Below are 18,445 nucleotides of genomic sequence, written 5' to 3' on the forward strand. Positions count from 1 at the left end.
CGGAAGCCCGGCCATGACCCGCATTTAAGCGCGCCAGGATGAGCCGTGGCTGAATTGCGCTGAAAGCGGTTTGTCAGGAAGCATCGCCCGTCGGCACCGTACCGAACGGTTCGATCGTCTCGTCACCGCGCGCGATCCGCGCTGCCTGCTGGATGGCGGGGACGATGCGCGGATAGCTGCCACAGGGGCACAGATGGGCCAGTGCCTCGACAATCTCCTCATCCGACGGGTCTGGGCGGGTACGGATCAGCGCTGCCGCCGCCATGACGATGCCCGGCGCGCAATATCCGCAGTGCAGCGCGTTGGACGCCAGCAATGCCTGTTGCACCGGATGGCTGCGGTTGCGCGACAGCCCTTCGATCGTCGTGACGAACGCCCCTTCGATACTGCCGATCGGCACCTGACAGGATCGCCGCGCATCGCCGTCGATATCCACGGTGCACGCGCCGCAATGCCCGGTGCCGCAGCCATATTTCGTACCCGTCAGGTTGGATGCATCGCGCAGCGCCCAAAGCAGGGGCGTGGCGGGGTCCAGCCGATATTCAACAGGCTGATTATTGACGGTAAAGCGGGTCATGACGACCGGACCCTAATTGCCGCCCGGCATTTGTCGAGCGTTCAGTCGCGCCAGCTCCGGTCGATCCGGTCGACCAGGCGCACCATGGCGGCAAAGTCCGCCGCGCCGGTGCCGCCGGGCGCCTGAACCATGCTCAGGTCGCGCTGGTGGACGGCAATGACGGCGTCCGGCACCTCGATCGCCTCGCCCAGCGATCCCGCCGCCAGCTGAATCTCGCAGGCGCGCTGCAATGACCAGTATGTCAGGAACGCCTCGGGCAGGGTGCGTCCCATGACCACCGGGCCGTGATTGCGCAGCAGCATCACCCGCTTGTCGCCCAGGCTCGCCAGCAGGCGCTCGCCCTCGTCCGGGCGCACCGTCACCCCTTCGAAATCATGATAGGCGATCTGTCCGATCAGCGAACAGGCATAGAAATTGGTCGGGCGCAGCCCGGCTCTAGAGGCGCAGACGGCCATGGTTGCCGTGGTATGCGTATGGATGATGCAATGCGCGTCGGGCAGGTTGCGGTGGAACACCGAATGCTGGGTAAAGCCCGCCCGGTTGACCGGATAGGGGCTGCCATCCAGCGTGTTGCCGTCAATGTCGATCTTGACCAGCCTCGATGCCGTCACCTCGCTGAAGTGCAGGCCAAAGGGATTGATCAGGAATGCGGTATCCTCGCCCGGCACTTTCAGCGTGATGTGGTTGTAGATCATTTCCGACCAGCCGAGCATGTCGAAAACCCGATAACACGCGGCCAGCTGTTGCCGCGCCTGCCATTCGGCATCGCTGATCCGAGATTTGATATCCAGCGCCGTTGCCATCATCCAATCCATCCGCCATGTTTCGAACATTGAGTATGCCACAGGCCGGCAAATGCGCAATGGTCGGGGCGGGGTTTCAGGGGGCGGGTGACAATGCTGATCAACGAACGCGACGGGGCCGTGCTGGTGCTGACGCTCAACCGGCCGGACCGGCTCAATGCCGCTCCGCCCGAGTTGTTCGATACCTTGCGTCAGGCACTGGCCGACTGCGGCGATGCGCGTGCCGTCCTGATCCGGGGGGCGGGGCGGGCCTTTTGCTCCGGCGCGGATGTGGCCGGTGCGGCGATGGCTGGCGGTGATGCGGGCGAGGCGACGCATCGCGCGCTGGCCAATCATTATCATCCCACGATGGCCGCCATCGCCGAATTGCCCGTGCCTGTGGTCAGTGCCGTTCGCGGCGCCGCTGCCGGGATCGGGTGCAGCCTTGCCCTCGCCGCTGACTTCTGCGTGGCCAGCGACACCGCCTATTTCCTGCAGGCGTTCGTCAATATCGGACTGGTGCCCGATGGCGGCGCAAGCTGGATGTTGCCGCGCCAGATCGGCCGCGCCCGTGCGCTGGAAATGATGATGCTGGGCGAACGGATTGCGGCGGACAAGGCGCTGGACTGGGGGATGATCCACACGGTCGTCGCGGATGACCAGCTGGACGAAGCTGCCCTGGCGCTGGCGCATCGGCTGGCCGCCGGGCCGACGGCTGCGCTCGGCCTGATCCGGCGCGGGGTTCAGGCATCGCTTGAGCAGGATTATGCCGGTGCGCTGGCCAGGGAAGCCGCGGATCAGCGCACCGCGCGCGGCACATTTGACGCGCTGGAGGGTGGGGCGGCATTTCTTCAGAAAAGAAAGCCATCCTTTCGCGGTAATTAATGGTGAACGGCCCTGATTGCTGTTGCGACCCTGTGGATATTGCGTAGAGTTGGGCAATGGTTCGTTTCGTCTACATCGTTGACGATGAAGAAGAGGTCCGCAATTCGTTGCGGGCACTGATGGGTACTCGTCCCAACTGGATGGTTACCGGTTATCCCACTGGCGATGCGTTTCTGGACGGCATCGACGGGCGCGACGACGGCGTTGTCCTGCTCGATATACGGATGCCCGGAATGTCGGGTATCGATGTCCTGCGACAATTGCAGCCGATGGCCGCACGCTTTCCCGTCGTCATGGTAACCGGTTCGGGCGACATCCGCTCCGCGGTCGAGGCGATGAAACTGGGCGCTGTCGAATTTGTCGAAAAGCCGTATCAGCCGGAGCAGCTGTTCGACGCGATCGAGCTTGGCTTTGCCGCGCTGGAGGAAGCGCGCGCGCGTGAGCAGATCCGCGGCGATGCCCGTGCGCTGATCGGCCGGCTGTCCCCGCGCGAGCGTGCCGTGCTCGACCTCTTGATCGATGGCGCGCCGAACAAGGTGATTGCCGACCGCCTGGGCCTCAGTGTCCGGACGGTCGAGGTGCACCGGGCCAACCTGATGGACAAGCTGGAGGCGCGTTCGCTTTCCACCGTCCTTCGTCTTGCCTTTCATGCGGGTCTGGTCGCCGACGACACCCTTTGAAAATGTGGAAAATACTGATCTTGTCCCGTGACCCGGTTATAGGGATGGTGGGTCAAGCGTTGTTTGTCGGGGCGAGTTCGTATGGGTGCGATGGCGGCGATCGGGGGGACTGCCAGCCTTGCATCCGCCCGCCCGGCGGGACGATCGGGCTCGCCGGGCGGGCATAGCCCGGCAGTGCTAGCATGACGTTTCCAGTCGCATATTTCACGTGGGAGCCGACAACCGACCAGCTCCGCTGGGACGGCAACGCCGCTTCGCAGCTTGGGCTTGCCAATGATCAGCTGGACAGTCTGACGCGCTGGTCCGCGCATTGGGCACAGGAATCCCGGATGGATGTGGCGCGTGTGATCGCTGAATCATCGCGCGAACGACCGGACCCCGTTCGGCTTGTCGTTCATCAGCAGGACAAGGCCGGTGGCGTCCGTCCGCTGCAGCTATGCGGCGATTGGGTCGATGGCCTGATCTGCGGCGTGGTCTTTGACATTGCGCAGGTCGAGGCAGAGGACATCGCCCGGTCGCCCGTTCTGGCTGCTCGTCAGTTTACCCACGATATCGCTCAGCCCCTTGCCGCGGCCAGCAATTATCTGGCGGCGCTGGAAATGGTTGCCGGACAGTCCGACGCGGATCCGGCGCTGATCCAGATGGCCGGCGCCGCGCGCAATCAGGTCACGCGTGCAGGGATATTCGTCCGGTCGCTGCGGGAACGGATCGTTGAGGCGGACGCCCGCTAACCGGCGTCAGTTGCCGGCGCCGCGAAACAGAAAGAACGCTCCGGCAGCGATCAGCGAAAAGCCGATCAGGTGGTTGGCCGTGATCCGTTCGCCAAGATACAGGATCGAAAACAGCGCAAAGACGCTGAGCGAAATCACTTCCTGAATGCCCTTGAGCTGTGCGGTGGAATAGACGGCGGAACCGATCCGATTGGCCGGCACCGCCAGGAAATATTCGGGCAGCGCGATCAGCCAGCTGACCAGGATGACGATCAGGATCGGCACCTGCTTGTACTTCAGATGGCCGTACCACGCGAAGGTCATGAAGACGTTCGATGCGATCAGCAGCGCGATGGTCAGGATCCGGGGCGGGATGGACATGATCGGCGTTCCTTACGGCCGGACGATTTCCACGATGATGTCGCCGGGTTCGATCCGGGCGGCTGCATCCTCGAAAAAGCCATGGGGCGCACCGTCGCGGTACAGCCGCAGGCCAAGGCCGGTGGTGATCGCCGACAGCGGCTTTCCAACCTCGTCCGCCCGTGCCGGACGTTCGGCCAGCGCCACCTTTCCGCTGACCGATGCCAGGTCGAGCAGATATTCCGCCACATGGCCGCCCTGGCACGATCCGGCCAGCAACAGTCCGGCAAAGCTGACTGGATTGATGACCGTCGTTGCCCCGGCGGCACGCGCAGGCAGTTCATTGTCCTCTGCCTTCACGATCACGCTGATTGGCAATTCCGGCGCAAGGTGGCGAGCCGTCAGGGTAATCAGGATCGATGTGTCGTCGCGTCCTGCCGACACGATCATCGAACAGGCATCCGCAATGCGGGCGTCCATCAACGTCTGATCGCGGGTCGCATCACCGGGCAGGACGATGCAGCCCATCGCCTCTGCGGCGGCCAGCGCATCGGCATCGCTGTCGATCACCACGATCCGGCCCGCGTCGTGGCCCCGCGCGATCAACTCGCAGATCGCTTCGGTTCCGGTCGTGCCATATCCGGCGACGACGATATGCCCGGTCAGGGTCCGTTGCAGTCGCGCCATGCGCCATTTCTCCCATGTGCGGCGGATCACGAAATCATAGGTGGTGCCGATGAACAGCAGCACGATGAACACCCGGATCGGCGTCACGATCAGTGCATCGAACATCCGCGCCTGTGTCGTCACCGGGGCGATGTCGCCATAGCCCGTGGTGGTGATCGAGATCATCGTGAAATAGACGACGTCCAGGAAACTGATCTGGCCGTCATAATTGTCGCGCAGCCCGGCGCGATCGAACCAGTGGACGGCAATGGCCAGGCCTACCATCCCGATCACGCCTGCCACCCGCCATGCGATCGACAGCCATACCGGCATCCGGGATGCACGTCGCATCGCTTGGCCCGTGCGGCGGTCGCCGGGCGGCAACCTCATTTGCGGGACGGCAGTTGCTTGGCGGGGTCGACCGGATCGCGGCCCTTGCGCAATTCGAAATGAAGCTGCGGCCGGTCGGCCTGACCGGTGCTGCCGGTATATCCGATGATCTGGCCGCGTTTCACAGCCTGGCCCCGCTGCACGGACAACCGGCTGGCATGGCCATAGACGCTGGTCCATTCGGACCCGTGCTTGACCATGATGATGCCGCCCAGCGTGGCGACCGACGTGCCCGTATAGGCAACGACGCCGTCTGCGGTCGCCCGAATCGGGGTGCCGGCCGGAACGCCGATCTTGACGCCATCAAGCCGCTCGCCAGATGCGCCGGGGCCGAACCGCTTGACGATGGCGCCCGCTTCGACCGGCCAGTCGAATCGGCCATTGAACCGGGCGGTGTCCGCGACGGCCGCCGACGGTGGCAGGATGCGAGCGGACGATGCCGTCGCCGCGGCTGGCTTTTCGGCCGGGCCAAGGGCTGGCTCACCCCCGGTGACGAGGGAGTCGATATCGAGTTCGAACGCCGCCTGTCGCCGCACTGAAGCCGGGGTACCCGCCGGCGCGGGCACGCGAGCGGGCAGCGGGGCGGTAATAGGCGTCGCTGCATCCGGGATCAGGATGCGCTGATCGACGCGCAGCAGATAGGGCGGCTCCAGCGCATTGGCGGCCAGAACGTCGCGCCACGGCACGCCATAGGCGCGCGCGATGGCGATGCCGGTCTCGCCAGCCTTGACCCGGTGATATCGGCCCGCGGGAATGGTCAGCGTCTGGCCGCGACGGATGGTATAGGGCTGGCTCAGGCCGTTGGCGCGCGCAATCGCCTCTGACCCCGCACCGGTTTTTACCGCGATCGAGCGCAATGTATCGCCCGGGGCAACGGTGTATCGCGATCCGGCCACCGTGCGCGCATCGGCGACGACCGGCCGTGCTTCCCATGCCGGTGTTGCGGTTGGCAGGGCGACGACATCCGCATCCTGCCGTTCGAAACCGGGTTCGGGCAGGGGCGCGGGGTCGATTGGCCCGCTGACTTGCGGGGCTGGGGGCCGGTATGCCTGGCGCGGGATGCAGCCCGCCGTCGTCGCCAGCAATGGCAACAGCACGGTAATCCAGATGCCCCGATCCATGGCGACCCCCCGTTCCGGCTTCAGCGCAAAGCCTGTGCCAGCATAGCCATGGATTCCCGGTGCGTCAGGTCCAAATGCAGCGGCGTTACAGCAACATAGCCATCGGCCACCGCCTCAAGGTCGGTATGGTGCGCCGGCGTGCTCGGCACCGCGCCCAGCCCGAACCAGTGATATTCATATCCGCGCGGATCGCGGTTGGTGACGATGTTCAACCGGCCATAGTCGCGAAACCCCTGCTCGACGACGCGCACGCCGCGCACATCGGTGGCGGGCAGTGCGGGAAAGTTGATGTTGACCAGCGTGCGCGGCGTCCATGGTGCGGCGATAATGGGACGCAGCACGCGCTCGCCCCATGCCCTGGCCGCATCGAACGGCACGGCATCGCCCATCGCCTCTCGCGCATAGACCTGGCTCAGCGCGATCGACCGGATGCCGGCCAGCGCGCCCTCCATCGCCGCCGACACGGTGCCCGAATAGGTCACGTCCTCGCCCAGATTGGCACCGCGATTGACCCCGGACAGGATCAGGTCAGGCGGACTATCCTTCATCAGCTTGGCAATCGCCATCATCACGGCATCGGTCGGCGTCCCGCTGACCGCATAGCGCCGCTCGCCGAACCGGCGCACCCGAAGCGGCCGGGTGAGCGTCAGCGAATGGCCCGCACCGGATTGCTCGTCGGCCGGTGCCACCACCCAGACGTCGTCGGACAGGGTGGCCGCAATCTCCTCCAGCACCGACAGGCCGGGGGCATGATAGCCATCGTCATTGGTCAGCAGGATGCGCATCAGCTGGCTGGGCCCAGCCGCTCGATCCCCGCCATATAGGGCCGCAGTGCTTCGGGCACGGTCACGCTGCCATCGGCGTTCTGGTAATTCTCGATCACCGCAACCAGCGTGCGCCCGACCGCCAGGCCTGAACCGTTGAGGGTATGGACGAACCGTGTCGCCTTCTCCCCCTCCGGCCGATAGCGCGCGTTCATCCGGCGCGCCTGGAAATCGCCGCAGTTCGATACGCTGGAAATCTCGCGATACGCGCCCTGTCCGGGCAACCATACCTCCAGGTCCCACGTCTTGCGCGCGCCAAAGCCCATGTCGCCCGTGCACAGCAGCATCCGGCGATAGGGCAGGGCCAGCGCCTCCAGCACGCTTTCTGCTGCCGCGACCATCCGCTCATGCTCCGCCTCGGACTGGTCCGGCGCGGCGATGGCGACCAGTTCGACCTTCTCGAACTGATGCTGACGGATGAAGCCGCGCGTATCGCGCCCCGCCGCTCCGGCTTCAGACCGGAAACAGGGGGTCAGCGCGGTGAACCGCAGCGGCAGGGCATCGGCGGCCAGGATCTGTTCGCGGACAAGGTTGGTCAGGCTGACCTCGGCCGTTGGGATCAGGTAGCGGCCATCGGTCGTCTTGAACAAATCCTCCTCGAACTTCGGCAACTGACCGGTGCCAAAGGCGGCATGATCGCGCACCAGCAGCGGCGGGGCCATCTCCTGATAGCCGTGCACGGTGGTCTGATGATCCAGCATGAACTGGCCCAGCGCCCGGTGCAGCCGCGCCATGGCGCCGCGCAGGACCGTAAAGCGCGCACCGCTGATCGCCGCACCCCCTTCAAAATCCATGCCCAGCGCCGGCCCCAGATCGGCGTGCTCACGCGGCGTAAAGTCGAACGACGGCGGGTTGCCCCAACGCTTCTGCTCGACATTTCCGGTTTCGTCCGCACCCTCCGGCACATCGTCGGCGGGCAGGTTGGGGATGGCGGCCAGCAGCGCGTCCAGCGTTTCGCCGGACCGGCGTTCCTCGCCCTCCAGCTGAGGCATCCGGTCCTTCAGCGCCGCGACCTCGGCCTTCAGCGCTTCGGCACCGGCGGGATCGCCCTTTGCCATCGCCGCGCCGATCAGCTTGGACGCCTCGTTCCGGCGCGACTGAACCGTCTGCAATTCCGTGGTCAGCGCGCGGCGGCGCTCGTCCAGGGCCAGGATTTCGGCGGAGCGCGGTTCTGCCCCGCGCCGCGTCAGCGCGGCGTCGAATGCAGCAGGGTTTTCGCGGATCAGGCGTAGGTCATGCATGGCCGCGCTATGGCGCGCGTCCCGCCCCTAGGCAAGCCGGGGTTTGCCCGGATGGGGCTGGCAGGACCAGTCGGCCCATGCCAGCCCGCCGGACAGGATCAGGCCGTGGCGGTTTCCCGGCGACGCTGCCACCGCTTGCGCAGGACCAGCGCACCGGCCGCGCCGCCGAACAGCAGCAGCATCGGCGGTGCCGGAACCGGTTCTGGGCCACCCGGATCGCCCGGATTGTCGCCGCCACTGCTGGACGGGGGATGATATCCGCCGTTGGAGCTCCACCCGCTCGACGTCGAAGAGCTGGTCGAGCTGGACGACGACGTGGACGACGATGTCGAGGACGAGGTGGACGTGGACGACGACACGTCGCCGCTCGAGCTGGTCGAGGTCGACGACGACACATCGCCGCTGGAGCTGGACGTGGAGGACACGTTGCCGCTGGACGTCGAGGTCGAAGAACCGCCCGTGGAGGTGGACGTGGAAGAGCCACCCGTCGAGGTCGACGTGGACGATCCGCCCGTCGAGGTCGAGGAGGACACGTCACCGCTCGATCCGCCCGACGACGTGGACGTCGAGGAGCCGCCGGTCGATGTCGAAGAACCGCCCGTGGACGTCGAGGAGCCGCCCGTCGAGGTGGACGAGCCGCCTGTGCTGGTCGAACCGCCGCTGGTGCTGGTGGAGCCGCCGCTGGAGCTGGAGGTTGACGAGATGACGACACCGCCACCACCGCCACCGCCGCCGCCAAAGAAGCCGCCGCCGAAAAATCCGCCGCCGCCGACGAACCCGCCCGTTCCGCCTACCATCACGGGCGCTGCAAAGCCGCCACCGCCCGACAGCATCGGCACTTCGCCGCCCAGCGGCACTGGCGCGCCCTGGCTGGTCATCGTGACGACTGCGGGGACGCAGGCGGTTTCGGTCCGGCCCTTCTTGATGATCCGGCGCGTCATCTTGCTGCCGCCCTCGGCGTAGATGCGGCGTGCCTCGCTGCCTTCGACCTGGCGCTTGACCACGCGCTTCTTGGCAATCTCGCCCGTGCCTAGGCTGTAGGATGCGCCGCGTTCGGCTTGGGCCTGATCGGCCATATGGACTGCACCGCCGCCGACAAGAGCGCCGCCCGCTGCACAGGCACAAAGTTTTGCCAAGGCCATCTTCACAGACATGATCGTCACTTCCCTTATGCCGCGGCCCCCGATGTGCGGATAGGTCGCAACGGCATGTGCGCCGTTCGATAAGATGAAGTGCAGAACAAAACATTAAGTGCAAGTTCGTTAACCATCAGTTCAAGCGAAACAGACCACTTCTTTCGCGAACCTTGGTGATTATTATGGTTAACGTCCGATTTTGGAACGAAAGCAAGGCCGCCCAAGTTAACGCTGTGCTAGGTGAAAACGGCTGGCATCCATTCTGCAGCAGAAACAGGGCATTGTATTGATGCCTTCATGGCAACAGAGGATTCGCGGCCTTGTCGCGCGCTGTCAGCACCCCTATAGGCGCGCCATCGAACGGCGCCGCCGGGCGGGGCAGCGCCAGTGTGGAGAGAGTTTATGGCGACTGTGTTGGGCGACGCGGGCGGGCCGGAGGGTGTACCCCTAGCAGCGAATGACGGCATCGATGACGGCTATCGGCCGTCACCGGACGAACCGTTCATGAACGAGCGGCAACAGGCCTATTTCCGGCGCAAGCTGCTGGCCTGGAAGGAAGCCATTCATCGGGAAGCGCAAGGCACGCTCTCGACCCTTCAGTCCGAACCGCTCCGCGAAGCTGACCTGACCGACCGCGCTTCCAGCGAAACGGACTGGTCTATCGAATTGCGGACCCGAGATCGCCAGCGCAAATTGATTTCAAAGATCGATGCGGCGCTCCGGCGACTGGACGATGGCGAATATGGCTATTGCGAAGTCACGGGCGAGCCGATCTCGCTCGGCCGACTGGAGGCGCGTCCCATCGCCACGATGACGGTCGAGGCGCAGGAACGGCACGAGCGGAACGAGAAGATTTCGCGGGACGAATGATCCGTTAACGCTTTGGATAAGCCTTTGCGGTAGCGTCTGCCCGAACAATAACAGTTGGTCGGGTTGATGGAACGGCAATCGTTCGACAATGGCAATGGCAAGGCGGCGATGTCGGCCGGGCAACGCAATGCCACGCGCGACAGCCTGTTGCTGACGGCCAGACTGAAGCCGGAAGGCCGTCCGGAGGAACAGGTGCGCATCCGCAACCTGTCCGCCGGCGGGCTGATGGCGGAATACCCTGCGATGGCGCCCGTCGGTACACCCGTACAGGTCGAAATCCGTGGTATCGGCTGGATCAAGGGCTCTGTCGCATGGGCGACCGACGGCCGGCTTGGCATCGCCTTTGATAACAAGGTCGATCCGCTTTCGGCGCGCAAGCCGGTCGGCGGCCAGGCCAGGGCCGGGACCAAGCCCAAACCGAAACCGCTGATCCCGTTCGGCTGACCTGCCGCGGTCGGTTGGCCGACTCGCAATATAGCTCGCTGGACACGAATTGGGCGCGAAACGCCATCGCGTCCGCGCCCCTTCGTTACCGGAAGCTGGTGGGTCAGATTCCCTCCAGTTCCTCTTTCACCCGCAATTTCCTGCGCTTAAGATCGGCGAGAAGTCCGGTGTTCGGCCTGGGTCGTTGTGCCTCGTCAGCAATCCTGCGGTCGAGCAGTGCGTGTTTTTGCTCCAGCGCGGCGTGATGTGCGTTCTGCATAGAACAGACCTCCTTGCTTGTGTTGCCGGGTCATTGAGTAAATCACGGGTCCGCAGCTTTGTCGCGTGCTGATTCGGCGCCTTCGATATATGGTTGCGGGGATGCGACCGGCGGTGATCGGGCGGGGGAGATTGCGTGTCGATGGACGAAACAGAGCTGACCCGGCGACTGGAAGTGCTGCGGATCGAGCACCGCGATCTGGATGCGGCCATCAACGCCCTCAGTGAAGCCGGGTCGTCCGATCAAATGCAGCTTGCCCGGCTGAAAAAGCGCAAGCTGCGGCTCAAGGACGAAATGGCGATCATCGAGGATTGGCTGGTGCCCGATATCATCGCCTGACGCCCGGCCGGCATCGCGCCGGATTGAGACATGGGCAGCGATGAAAGCGTTGGAGTGGCGGGGTCGATTATGGCATCGATCACCGATGAGCGATGGTCAAACGACGACGGCAATTCACGCCCGGCTGATCGACAGCCTGTATACCGAGGCGATGGTTCTGGCCGACGACGCGCGCAGTTATTTCGACCGGTATGGCACCGATGACCGGCACGGGCTGGACCCGATCGACCGGGTGTCCTTTTCCTGCGAATCGTTGAAGGTGACGACCCGCCTGATGCACGTCATCGCCTGGCTGCTGACCCAGCGGGCGGTGCTGACCGGGGAGCTGCCGGAGCGGGACGCGATGGATCAGTCGCGACGGCTGGGCAGTGCGCCGGTCACCGATCCCGCGCTGCTCGATCGCCTGCCCCCCGTTGCCGCTGGCCTGGTGTCCGCCAGCATCGACCTGCACCGCCGTGTCGCCCGGATCGAGCAGGGGCGCGTCGACAAGCGTTCGCCATCCAGCCCCGCCCGCGCGATGATGGACCGGCTGGCCGCGTCGTTCTAGGCGCCGGGCGTCCGGCTGCGCAGCAGGGCGCTGCGCAGGCAGTGGCAGACGATCTCATCGCGCTGATTCCAGAGTTCGTGGCGCCATGTGACGATGCCCTGGCCGGGGCGCGACGCGCTGGGCCGCAATGCCGTCACCTCGCTGACCGCGCGCAGCGTGTCGCCGATGAACACCGGCTTTGGCATCCGCACCTCATCATAGCCCAGATTGGCGATCAGGGTGCCCAGCGTGGTTTCCCCCACCGTCACGCCGATCATCAGGGCAAAGGTGAAGGTGCCGTTGACCAGGATCTGGCCGAACTCGCTGGCCCGCGCCGCTTCTGCATCGATGTGCAGCGGCTGCGGGTTATGGGTCATCGTCGAAAACAACAGATTGTCGGTTTCGGTAACCGTGCGGCGGATCGGATGTTCGATCCGGTCCCCGATGTTCCATTCGTCGAAATAGCGTCCGGCCATCATCACTCTCCCGCCGCCGCCCTGCCACAGGGCAGGGCGGGGCGAAAGGGGTCGGTCAGGGTTCCCGGCGCTTTGCCTCCGGCGCTTTTTCCCAGCCGCCGCCCAGCGCCTTGAACAGGGTCACCTGAGCATCGGCCAGCGCCGCATCGGACTGCGCCAGTGCGGCACGCGCCTCGGCCCGTTCCTGCTCGGACGCGATCAGCTGCAAAAAGCTGTCGGCGCCATAATCGAACCGCAGCTTGGACAGCCGGGCCGCATTGCCCGACGAATCCACCGCGCGGCGCAGCGCACGGTTGCGGTCGAGTTCGCCGGCATAGCGGGCAAGCGCCTGCTCCACTTCGCGCAGGGCCGTGAGGACCGCCCCGTCAAAGGCGGCAAGCGACCCTTCGGCACCCGCCTCTGCCTGACGCAGCTGGCTGCGCGCCGCCGACTGGTTCGGAAAGCTCCACGAAATCAGCGGGCCAAGCGAAAACGACACGCTGTCGCCATCGACCAGGTTGTTGAGCTGCTGCGAGCCGAGGCTGACCGAACCGAGCAGCGAAATGGACGGATACAGCGCCGCCGTGGCAACCCCGACCCGCGCCGTATCGGCCGCCAGCTGGCGTTCGGCCGCGCGCACGTCCGGCCGCCGGGCCAGCAATGCCGCGCCGTCGCCGACCGGGATCAGCTGGTTCAGGCGCGGTGCCGTGGTGCAGCCATTGGCCGCTGCGTCGATCTCTGCGGGCGGCTTTCCGGTCAGCGTCGCCAGCGCATAGAGCGCGGCCCGGCGTTCCGCCTCCAGCGAGGGCAGCTGGGATTCGCTCTGCGCCAGCAGGGCCGTTGCCCGATCCAGGTCGCGCCGCTGGCCGCGCCCTGCGTCGAACAGCCGCTTGGTCAGATCGACGGTCTGCTGCTGCAGCTTCACCGTTTCGCGTGCGACGGCAATCTGGCTGGCATTGCTGCAGATCTGGGCATAGGTCCGCGCCGTTTCGGCCGCGACCGAGACGCGGGCTGCATCGACCTGAGCCTGTGCCGCACCCACATCGCCGCGCGCCGCCTCGACCGCACGGGTGACGCCGCCGAACAGGTCGATCTCGTAGCTCGCGTCCAATCCGGCACGATAGAAATCGGTTTCGAACGACGGAATGGTCTGTCCGCCGAACTGCGCGCCGATCTGGTTCCCGCCGGTCCGCTGACGGGTATATTGCGTCGACAGGTCCGTGGTCGGAAACCGCCGGCCGGTCGCCTGGATCAGCACGGCCCGGGCACGCGACAGGTTGGCAACCGCCTGGCGAATGTCAGTGTTGTGCGCCAGCGCATCCGTCACCAGCCGGTCGACATTGGGGTCGTCATACAGCCGCCACCACTGGTCGGGTAGCGGCGTCGGTGCGACGCCCGTGTTCGATGCCGTCTCGGCAAACTGGCCGGTGCCGGTTCCCGCCGTGCTGCCGGGCGTGGTCGGCGGCGCGTAATCCGGGCCGACGGCGCACGCTGCCAGCATGGACAGCGGGATCAGGGTGATGAGCGCGCGGTTCATGCCGGCACCTCCTGTTCCTGTGCGGGCGGGGGTGGGGTGCCCTTTCGCCGCTTGAACCTGCGGCCGACGGTATCGCCCAGCTTGCGGCTCATGACATAGAATGCGGGCGTAAAGATCAGGCCGAACACGGTCACCCCGATCATGCCAAAGAACACCGCGACGCCCAGTGCGGCGCGAAGCTCCGCACCCGGACCCGATCCGATCACCAGCGGCAACGTGCCCAGGATGAACGCGATCGACGTCATCAGGATGGGGCGCAGACGCTGCGCCGCTGCGTGTTCGGCCGCTTCCAGCGTGCCCATGCCCGAATCCTCGTTATGCTTGGCGAACTCGACGATCAGAATGGCGTTCTTTGCCGCCAGACCGATCAGCACGACCAGGCCGATCTGGGTCAGGATGTTGTTGTCCATGCCCATGATGTTGACCCCGATGATCGCGGCCAGCAGACACATCGGCACGATCAGGATGACCGCGAACGGCAGCACAACGCTCTCGTAATTGGCCGCCAGCAACAGGAACACGAACAGCACGGCCAGCGCAAAGGCGATAATGCCCGTATTGCCCGCCTGTTTCTGCTGATAGGCCAGCTCGGTCCACTCATAGCTGAACCCGTCCGGCAGCACCTTCTGGGCCAGCGCCTCCATCGTCGCCAGGCTCTGTCCCGTGGAGAAACCGGGAACCGTGTCGCCCTGCAATTCCGCCGTGGGATACAGGTTGTAACGGACCACGCGATAGGGGCCTGCGTCATTGCGGACGGTCAGCACCGCATCCAGCGGCACCATCTGCCCCGATGCGGACCGGGTCTTCAACCGGCCGATATCCGCCATCTCGTCGCGATAGGGGGCGTCGGCTTGTGCCGTCACACGGAACGTGCGGCCCAGGAAGTTGAAGTCGTTGACATAGGTGGAGCCGAGATAGGTGCCGAGTGTCGAAAACACGTTCTGCACCGGCACGCCCAGCTGTTCCGCCCGCTCGCGATCGACATCGGCGTACAGGCGCGGCGTGCGGGTGTTGAACAGGCTGAATGCCCCTGCAATCCCGTCGGCCTGGGCGGCCGCACCCATCATGGCAAAGGTGGCCTGTTCCAGCGCGGCATAGCCCCGGTTTTCGCGATCCTCGATCATCATCTTCCAGCCGCCGCCGGTGCCGATGCCCTGGACGGGCGGCGGCGGGATGACCAGCAACAGCCCTTCGTTCAACTCGCCAAAGGCGGCGCGCAGCTCGTTGGCCACGACATCGGCGTGGGGGCGAACGCTGTGATCCTTGAATGCCACGAACATCGCGGCCGTATTGGGCGCGGTCGAGAAGCTGGCACCGTCCAGGCCGACAAAGGCCGGGGTGTCACGCACGGCCGGATTGGCCAGCGCGATCTCCTGAGCCCGTTTCATCAGCGCAGTTGTCCGCTCCAGCGATGAACCCGGTGGCAACTGCGCAGCGACGATCACATAGCCCTGATCCTGCGGCGGGATGAAGCCCGCCGGCGTTGCCGCAAACCGCCACCCCGTCACCGCGATCAGCAGTACATAGGCAATGCCGACGATCGCCAGCGTCCGCACCGCGCGCGCGGTCAGGCGGCCATAGCGTTCCGACAGCCAGTCAAAGCCGCGATTGAAGCCGCGCGCAAAGCGCGTGCCCCATCCGCGCCAGCCGGGCTTCGGCTCTGCATCATGCTTCGGCTTCAGGATGATCGCGGCAAGCGCGGGCGACAGCGTCAGCGAGACAAAGGCCGAAATGGCGGTTGCCGAGGCGATGGTCAGCGCGAACTGCTGATAGAAGGTGCCCGAAATGCCCGGAATGAAGCTGGTCGGGATAAACACCCCGCATAGCACTAGCGCAATCGCGATAAGCGCGCCCGACACCTCGTCCATGGTTTCATGGGCGGCCTGAAGCGGGGATAGCCCCTTTTCCTCCATCAGGCGTTCGACATTCTCCACCACCACGATCGCGTCATCGACCACGATACCGATGGCCAGCACCATGCCGAACAGCGACAGGTTGTTGATCGAATAGCCAAAGGCAAGCAGCACCGCGAGACTGCCGACCAGCGACACCGGGATCGCGATGATCGGAATGATCGCCGCCCGCCAGCTTTGCAGGAACAACAGCACGACCAGCGACACCAGCACGATGGCTTCGATCAGCGTGTGCTGCACCGCCTCGATCGATGCCGAGATATATTCGGTCGGGTTATAGGGGATGGAATAGGTCATCCCCGGCGGAAAGCTCTTCTTGGCGGCATCCAGTTCCTTGATGACCGCCTCTGCCGTGGTCAGCGCGTTCGATCCCGGCAGCTGGCTGACGGCGATCGCAACCGTCGGCCGGTTGTTGAGGAACGCGTTGATATTGTAGTTTTCGGCACCCAGCTCGATCCGGGCAACATCGCGCAGGCGGGTCAGCGCCCCGGTATCGTCACGCTTGACGATGATGCCGCCAAACTCCTCCGGCGTGGTCAGGCGACCCTTGGCCTGAATGCCCAGCTGAAACGCGGTGGCGGAATCCTTGGTGAAGGGCGGCTGACCGACACCGCCGGCCGCGACCTGCGCATTCTGTGCACGAACCGCTGCGATGATCTCGTCCACCGTCAGGTTGCGGGCGGCGGCCTGATCGGGGTCGATCCAGACGCGCATGTTGTAATCGCGGCCACCGAATACCTGGGCATTGCCGACGCCGGGTACACGGGCCACGCGATCGACAACCTGGGTACCCACATAATTGGATACATATTGTTCGGAAAGCGACCCGTCTGGCGAATAGAACATCGCCACCATCAGGAAGTCGGGCGAGTTTTTCAGCACCGTGACGCCGATCTGGCGCGTCTGTTCCGGCAGGCGGGGTTCAGCCGAGGCCACGCGGTTCTGCACCAGCACCTGGGCCTGATCGGCGTCGGTCCCCTGCGCAAAGGTGACGGTGATCTGTACCTGTCCGTCGCCCGTGGACGAGGACTGGAGGTAGATCATGTTTTCGACGCCGTTGATCGCTTCTTCCAGCGGAGCGGCAACGGTTTCGGCCAGGGTTTCGGCGCTGGCGCCGGGATAGCTGGCCGACACCACGACCGTCGGCGGCGCGATGTCGGGATATTGCGTCACGGGCAGCACCGGCAGCGACACAAGGCCGAATACCAGCACAAGGATTGACAGGACCGCCGCAAAGATGGGCCGGTCAATGAAAAAATGGGGGAACTTCATGGGATCACTCCGCCGCGCTGGCTTCGGATGCTGGCGGTGTGGTTACGGGCTGTGATGCAGGCGCGGTGTTCGCGGCGCGCGGCTTCAGTGGAACCTGTTTCGGCGTGACGACCATGCCCGGCTGCAGTGCGGTGATGCCGGTCGTGATCACCTTGTCCTGCAGCGTCAGGCCTTCCTTGACCACGCGCAGCCCCTCGACCGGCGGGCCCGTTTCGATAGGGCGCGGTTCGATCTTGTTGCCCTTGCCCAATACGTAAACCAGCTTGCGTGTCTGATCGGTAATCACCGCTTCTTCCGGAACCAGCATCGCCTTGTACGTGCCGGAACCGAGCAGCCGGGCGCGGCCGAACATGCCGGGGGTCAGGAAACCGCCCGGATTGCTGATAACCGCATGGGCGCGGATCGTACCTGAACCGGGATCAATGGCGTTGTCGACAAAGTCCATCTTGCCGCGCCAGTTCCAGCCGCTCTCATCCGCCAGCTGAATCTCGACTGGGTTCGGCGTGCTGCGCGACGAACCGCGCTCCCCCGACCGGTCCTGCCGCAGATATTTCAGGTAAAAGCTCTCCGCCCCGTCAAAGGTGAACCAGATGGGATCGACGGAAACGACGCGGGTCAGCACGGTCTGACCCTCTGCGACGAAGTTGCCCCGGCTGACGCGGCGGTTGGACACGCGCCCGCTGACCGGTGCCCGTACGGTTGTGAAGCCGAGGTTGAGCTGCGCGGTGCTGACATTGGCCCGTGCCGATGCCAGATCCGCCTCGGCCGTGCGCACCGCCGCCAGCTTGGTTTCGAACTCCTCTCGGCTGATCGCCTGCGCCGCGACCAGCTTGTCAGCTCGGGCCAGTTCCGAACGGGCATTGGCCAGTGCTGCCTGGGCGCGCTGAGCCTGTGCCTGCGCCTGGGCCAGCGCGGCGCGATAGGGGCGGGGGTCAATCACGAACAAGGGCTGGCCGGAACGAACATTCTGGCCATCGGTGAACAGGATCTGCTCGATCGTGCCGGACACCCGGGCACGCAGCTCCACGTCCTGGATCGCCTCGAACCGGCCCGTATACTCATCCCAGTCGACGACATCACGCGCAAGCGGCGTTGAAACGGTGACCGTCGGGGGCGGGGGGGCTTGCGGCGCGGGCTGGGAAGAACATCCGGAAATAGCCAGCGCACCGAAAATCGCCGCTGCCCGGCTGATGCCAAACCCGTTCATATCCCTTTTATCCCTGTCTCTTGCCGCCCCCTATCCCGGGCGACTCATTTCTACGCGATAGCACTTAGGTGCGACTGCGAAGAAGCAGCTTCAAGGGGCGGTGGCAATAATTATTGAACAATGCCGTTCATTTTTTATGCGCGCCGCAATTCGGCGGGGTTTTCCCGATGATCCGTGGCAACGCTTGGAACCGATGCCAATCAAGGGGATAGAGTGGTTTAAGGGCGTCCGCCGTTGCCCGCATCGCCATG

20 protein-coding genes are annotated in these 18,445 nt (G+C 65.1%); 8 read left to right on the forward strand and 12 right to left on the reverse strand.

Annotation, left to right across the window (positions count from 1 at the left end; genetic code table 11):
• Positions 1–73: 73 nt before the first annotated feature.
• Positions 74–577 (reverse strand): (2Fe-2S)-binding protein, encoded by a 504-nt coding sequence (locus tag NYR55_RS00545; RefSeq protein ID WP_260019310.1) that lies wholly within the window; start codon positions 575–577, stop codon positions 74–76.
• A 41-nt stretch (positions 578–618) separates the two neighbouring features.
• A complete protein-coding gene (locus NYR55_RS00550; protein WP_260019311.1) occupies positions 619–1,380 on the reverse strand; it encodes a class II aldolase/adducin family protein in 762 nt (253 codons plus the stop codon).
• Between the two features lie 93 nt (positions 1,381–1,473).
• On the opposite strand from NYR55_RS00550, the gene NYR55_RS00555 reads away from it, so the two are divergent.
• The 3 genes from NYR55_RS00555 (at position 1,474) to NYR55_RS00565 (ending at position 3,655) form a co-directional block, all read left to right on the forward strand.
• Positions 1,474–2,244, forward strand: coding sequence for an enoyl-CoA hydratase-related protein (locus NYR55_RS00555; protein WP_260019312.1), 771 nt, complete (start codon positions 1,474–1,476; stop codon positions 2,242–2,244).
• 56 nt (positions 2,245–2,300) lie between these two features.
• On the forward strand, positions 2,301–2,924 hold the full coding sequence (locus NYR55_RS00560; RefSeq protein WP_260019313.1) for a response regulator: 624 nt from the start codon (positions 2,301–2,303) through the stop codon (positions 2,922–2,924).
• A gap of 182 nt (positions 2,925–3,106) precedes the next feature.
• Positions 3,107–3,655 carry a hypothetical protein gene (locus NYR55_RS00565; protein ID WP_260019314.1) on the forward strand — a complete coding sequence of 183 codons (549 nt, stop codon included), beginning with the start codon at positions 3,107–3,109 and terminating at the stop codon, positions 3,653–3,655.
• 6 nt (positions 3,656–3,661) lie between these two features.
• On the opposite strand, the gene NYR55_RS00570 is transcribed toward NYR55_RS00565, so the two are convergent.
• From NYR55_RS00570 to serS, 5 genes are read right to left on the reverse strand one after another with little or no spacing between them, the layout of a single operon-like run.
• On the reverse strand, positions 3,662–4,015 hold the full coding sequence (locus tag NYR55_RS00570; protein ID WP_260019315.1) for a DMT family protein: 354 nt from the start codon (positions 4,013–4,015) through the stop codon (positions 3,662–3,664).
• Between the two features lie 12 nt (positions 4,016–4,027).
• Entirely contained in the window at positions 4,028–5,011 is a 984-nt protein-coding gene (locus NYR55_RS00575; protein WP_260019316.1) for a potassium channel family protein, read from the reverse strand.
• A 35-nt stretch (positions 5,012–5,046) separates the two neighbouring features.
• Complete coding sequence (locus NYR55_RS00580) at positions 5,047–6,171, reverse strand: M23 family metallopeptidase (RefSeq protein WP_260019317.1); 1,125 nt, start codon at positions 6,169–6,171, stop codon at positions 5,047–5,049.
• A 20-nt stretch (positions 6,172–6,191) separates the two neighbouring features.
• Positions 6,192–6,956 carry a 5'/3'-nucleotidase SurE gene (surE, locus tag NYR55_RS00585; RefSeq protein ID WP_260019318.1) on the reverse strand — a complete coding sequence of 255 codons (765 nt, stop codon included), beginning with the start codon at positions 6,954–6,956 and terminating at the stop codon, positions 6,192–6,194.
• A complete protein-coding gene (serS, locus tag NYR55_RS00590) occupies positions 6,956–8,236 on the reverse strand; it encodes a serine--tRNA ligase (RefSeq protein ID WP_260019319.1) in 1,281 nt (426 codons plus the stop codon). The genes surE and serS overlap by 1 nt, the downstream gene beginning before the upstream one ends.
• 264 nt (positions 8,237–8,500) lie before the next feature.
• Here serS and NYR55_RS00595 point away from each other — a divergent pair, with 264 nt between their 5' ends.
• From NYR55_RS00595 to NYR55_RS00605, 3 genes are all read left to right on the forward strand, one after another.
• Entirely contained in the window at positions 8,501–9,199 is a 699-nt protein-coding gene (locus tag NYR55_RS00595; protein WP_260019320.1) for a hypothetical protein, read from the forward strand.
• A gap of 575 nt (positions 9,200–9,774) precedes the next feature.
• Positions 9,775–10,242 (forward strand): RNA polymerase-binding protein DksA, encoded by a 468-nt coding sequence (dksA, locus tag NYR55_RS00600; RefSeq protein ID WP_260019321.1) that lies wholly within the window; start codon positions 9,775–9,777, stop codon positions 10,240–10,242.
• A 66-nt stretch (positions 10,243–10,308) separates the two neighbouring features.
• Entirely contained in the window at positions 10,309–10,686 is a 378-nt protein-coding gene (locus tag NYR55_RS00605; RefSeq protein ID WP_260019322.1) for a PilZ domain-containing protein, read from the forward strand.
• 103 nt (positions 10,687–10,789) lie between these two features.
• Here NYR55_RS00605 and NYR55_RS00610 read toward each other — a convergent pair whose 3' ends face one another.
• Positions 10,790–10,945, reverse strand: a complete 156-nt coding sequence (locus NYR55_RS00610; RefSeq protein WP_260019323.1) for a DUF465 domain-containing protein — start codon at positions 10,943–10,945, stop codon at positions 10,790–10,792.
• A 141-nt stretch (positions 10,946–11,086) separates the two neighbouring features.
• Here NYR55_RS00610 and NYR55_RS00615 point away from each other — a divergent pair, with 141 nt between their 5' ends.
• Together NYR55_RS00615 and NYR55_RS00620 are read left to right on the forward strand one after the other, a co-directional pair.
• On the forward strand, positions 11,087–11,284 hold the full coding sequence (locus tag NYR55_RS00615) for a DUF465 domain-containing protein (RefSeq protein ID WP_260019324.1): 198 nt from the start codon (positions 11,087–11,089) through the stop codon (positions 11,282–11,284).
• Positions 11,285–11,369: 85 nt separating this feature from the next.
• On the forward strand, positions 11,370–11,831 hold the full coding sequence (locus NYR55_RS00620) for a DUF1465 family protein (RefSeq protein ID WP_260019325.1): 462 nt from the start codon (positions 11,370–11,372) through the stop codon (positions 11,829–11,831).
• On the opposite strand, the gene NYR55_RS00625 is transcribed toward NYR55_RS00620, so the two are convergent.
• From NYR55_RS00625 to NYR55_RS00640, 4 genes are read right to left on the reverse strand one after another with little or no spacing between them, the layout of a single operon-like run.
• Positions 11,828–12,286, reverse strand: a complete 459-nt coding sequence (locus tag NYR55_RS00625; RefSeq protein ID WP_260019326.1) for a MaoC family dehydratase — start codon at positions 12,284–12,286, stop codon at positions 11,828–11,830. The two genes, NYR55_RS00620 and NYR55_RS00625, sit on opposite strands and share 4 nt — an antisense overlap.
• A gap of 55 nt (positions 12,287–12,341) precedes the next feature.
• The gene (locus NYR55_RS00630) at positions 12,342–13,802 is read right to left on the reverse strand and encodes an efflux transporter outer membrane subunit (protein WP_260019327.1); all 1,461 of its coding nucleotides are present in this window, start codon (positions 13,800–13,802) and stop codon (positions 12,342–12,344) included.
• Positions 13,799–16,987 (reverse strand): multidrug efflux RND transporter permease subunit, encoded by a 3,189-nt coding sequence (locus tag NYR55_RS00635; RefSeq protein WP_260019328.1) that lies wholly within the window; start codon positions 16,985–16,987, stop codon positions 13,799–13,801. The genes NYR55_RS00630 and NYR55_RS00635 overlap by 4 nt, the downstream gene beginning before the upstream one ends.
• Before the next feature lie 4 nt (positions 16,988–16,991).
• A complete protein-coding gene (locus tag NYR55_RS00640) occupies positions 16,992–18,194 on the reverse strand; it encodes an efflux RND transporter periplasmic adaptor subunit (RefSeq protein WP_260019329.1) in 1,203 nt (400 codons plus the stop codon).
• Positions 18,195–18,445: the final 251 nt, after the last annotated feature.

Source organism: Sphingomonas sp. BGYR3 (assembly GCF_025153455.1).
Taxonomy (GTDB): Bacteria; Pseudomonadota; Alphaproteobacteria; order Sphingomonadales; family Sphingomonadaceae; genus Sphingomonas.

Excerpts from the sequence above, each read along its gene's own strand:
- NYR55_RS00625 (WP_260019326.1), bottom strand. The coding sequence starts at position 12,286 with ATGGCCGGACGCTATTTCGACGAATGGAACATCGGGGACCGGATCGAA.
- NYR55_RS00560 (WP_260019313.1), top strand. The coding sequence starts at position 2,301 with ATGGTTCGTTTCGTCTACATCGTTGACGATGAAGAAGAGGTCCGCAAT.
- NYR55_RS00615 (WP_260019324.1), top strand. The coding sequence starts at position 11,087 with ATGGACGAAACAGAGCTGACCCGGCGACTGGAAGTGCTGCGGATCGAG.
- NYR55_RS00570 (WP_260019315.1), bottom strand. The coding sequence starts at position 4,015 with ATGTCCATCCCGCCCCGGATCCTGACCATCGCGCTGCTGATCGCATCG.
- NYR55_RS00635 (WP_260019328.1), bottom strand. The coding sequence starts at position 16,987 with ATGAAGTTCCCCCATTTTTTCATTGACCGGCCCATCTTTGCGGCGGTC.
- NYR55_RS00620 (WP_260019325.1), top strand. The coding sequence starts at position 11,370 with ATGAGCGATGGTCAAACGACGACGGCAATTCACGCCCGGCTGATCGAC.
- serS (WP_260019319.1), bottom strand. The coding sequence starts at position 8,236 with ATGCATGACCTACGCCTGATCCGCGAAAACCCTGCTGCATTCGACGCC.
- NYR55_RS00605 (WP_260019322.1), top strand. The coding sequence starts at position 10,309 with ATGGAACGGCAATCGTTCGACAATGGCAATGGCAAGGCGGCGATGTCG.
- NYR55_RS00550 (WP_260019311.1), bottom strand. The coding sequence starts at position 1,380 with ATGGCAACGGCGCTGGATATCAAATCTCGGATCAGCGATGCCGAATGG.
- surE (WP_260019318.1), bottom strand. The coding sequence starts at position 6,956 with ATGCGCATCCTGCTGACCAATGACGATGGCTATCATGCCCCCGGCCTG.
- NYR55_RS00565 (WP_260019314.1), top strand. The coding sequence starts at position 3,107 with ATGACGTTTCCAGTCGCATATTTCACGTGGGAGCCGACAACCGACCAG.
- dksA (WP_260019321.1), top strand. The coding sequence starts at position 9,775 with ATGGCGACTGTGTTGGGCGACGCGGGCGGGCCGGAGGGTGTACCCCTA.
- NYR55_RS00640 (WP_260019329.1), bottom strand. The coding sequence starts at position 18,194 with ATGAACGGGTTTGGCATCAGCCGGGCAGCGGCGATTTTCGGTGCGCTG.
- NYR55_RS00545 (WP_260019310.1), bottom strand. The coding sequence starts at position 577 with ATGACCCGCTTTACCGTCAATAATCAGCCTGTTGAATATCGGCTGGAC.
- NYR55_RS00555 (WP_260019312.1), top strand. The coding sequence starts at position 1,474 with ATGCTGATCAACGAACGCGACGGGGCCGTGCTGGTGCTGACGCTCAAC.
- NYR55_RS00610 (WP_260019323.1), bottom strand. The coding sequence starts at position 10,945 with ATGCAGAACGCACATCACGCCGCGCTGGAGCAAAAACACGCACTGCTC.
- NYR55_RS00575 (WP_260019316.1), bottom strand. The coding sequence starts at position 5,011 with ATGCGACGTGCATCCCGGATGCCGGTATGGCTGTCGATCGCATGGCGG.
- NYR55_RS00580 (WP_260019317.1), bottom strand. The coding sequence starts at position 6,171 with ATGGATCGGGGCATCTGGATTACCGTGCTGTTGCCATTGCTGGCGACG.
- NYR55_RS00630 (WP_260019327.1), bottom strand. The coding sequence starts at position 13,802 with ATGAACCGCGCGCTCATCACCCTGATCCCGCTGTCCATGCTGGCAGCG.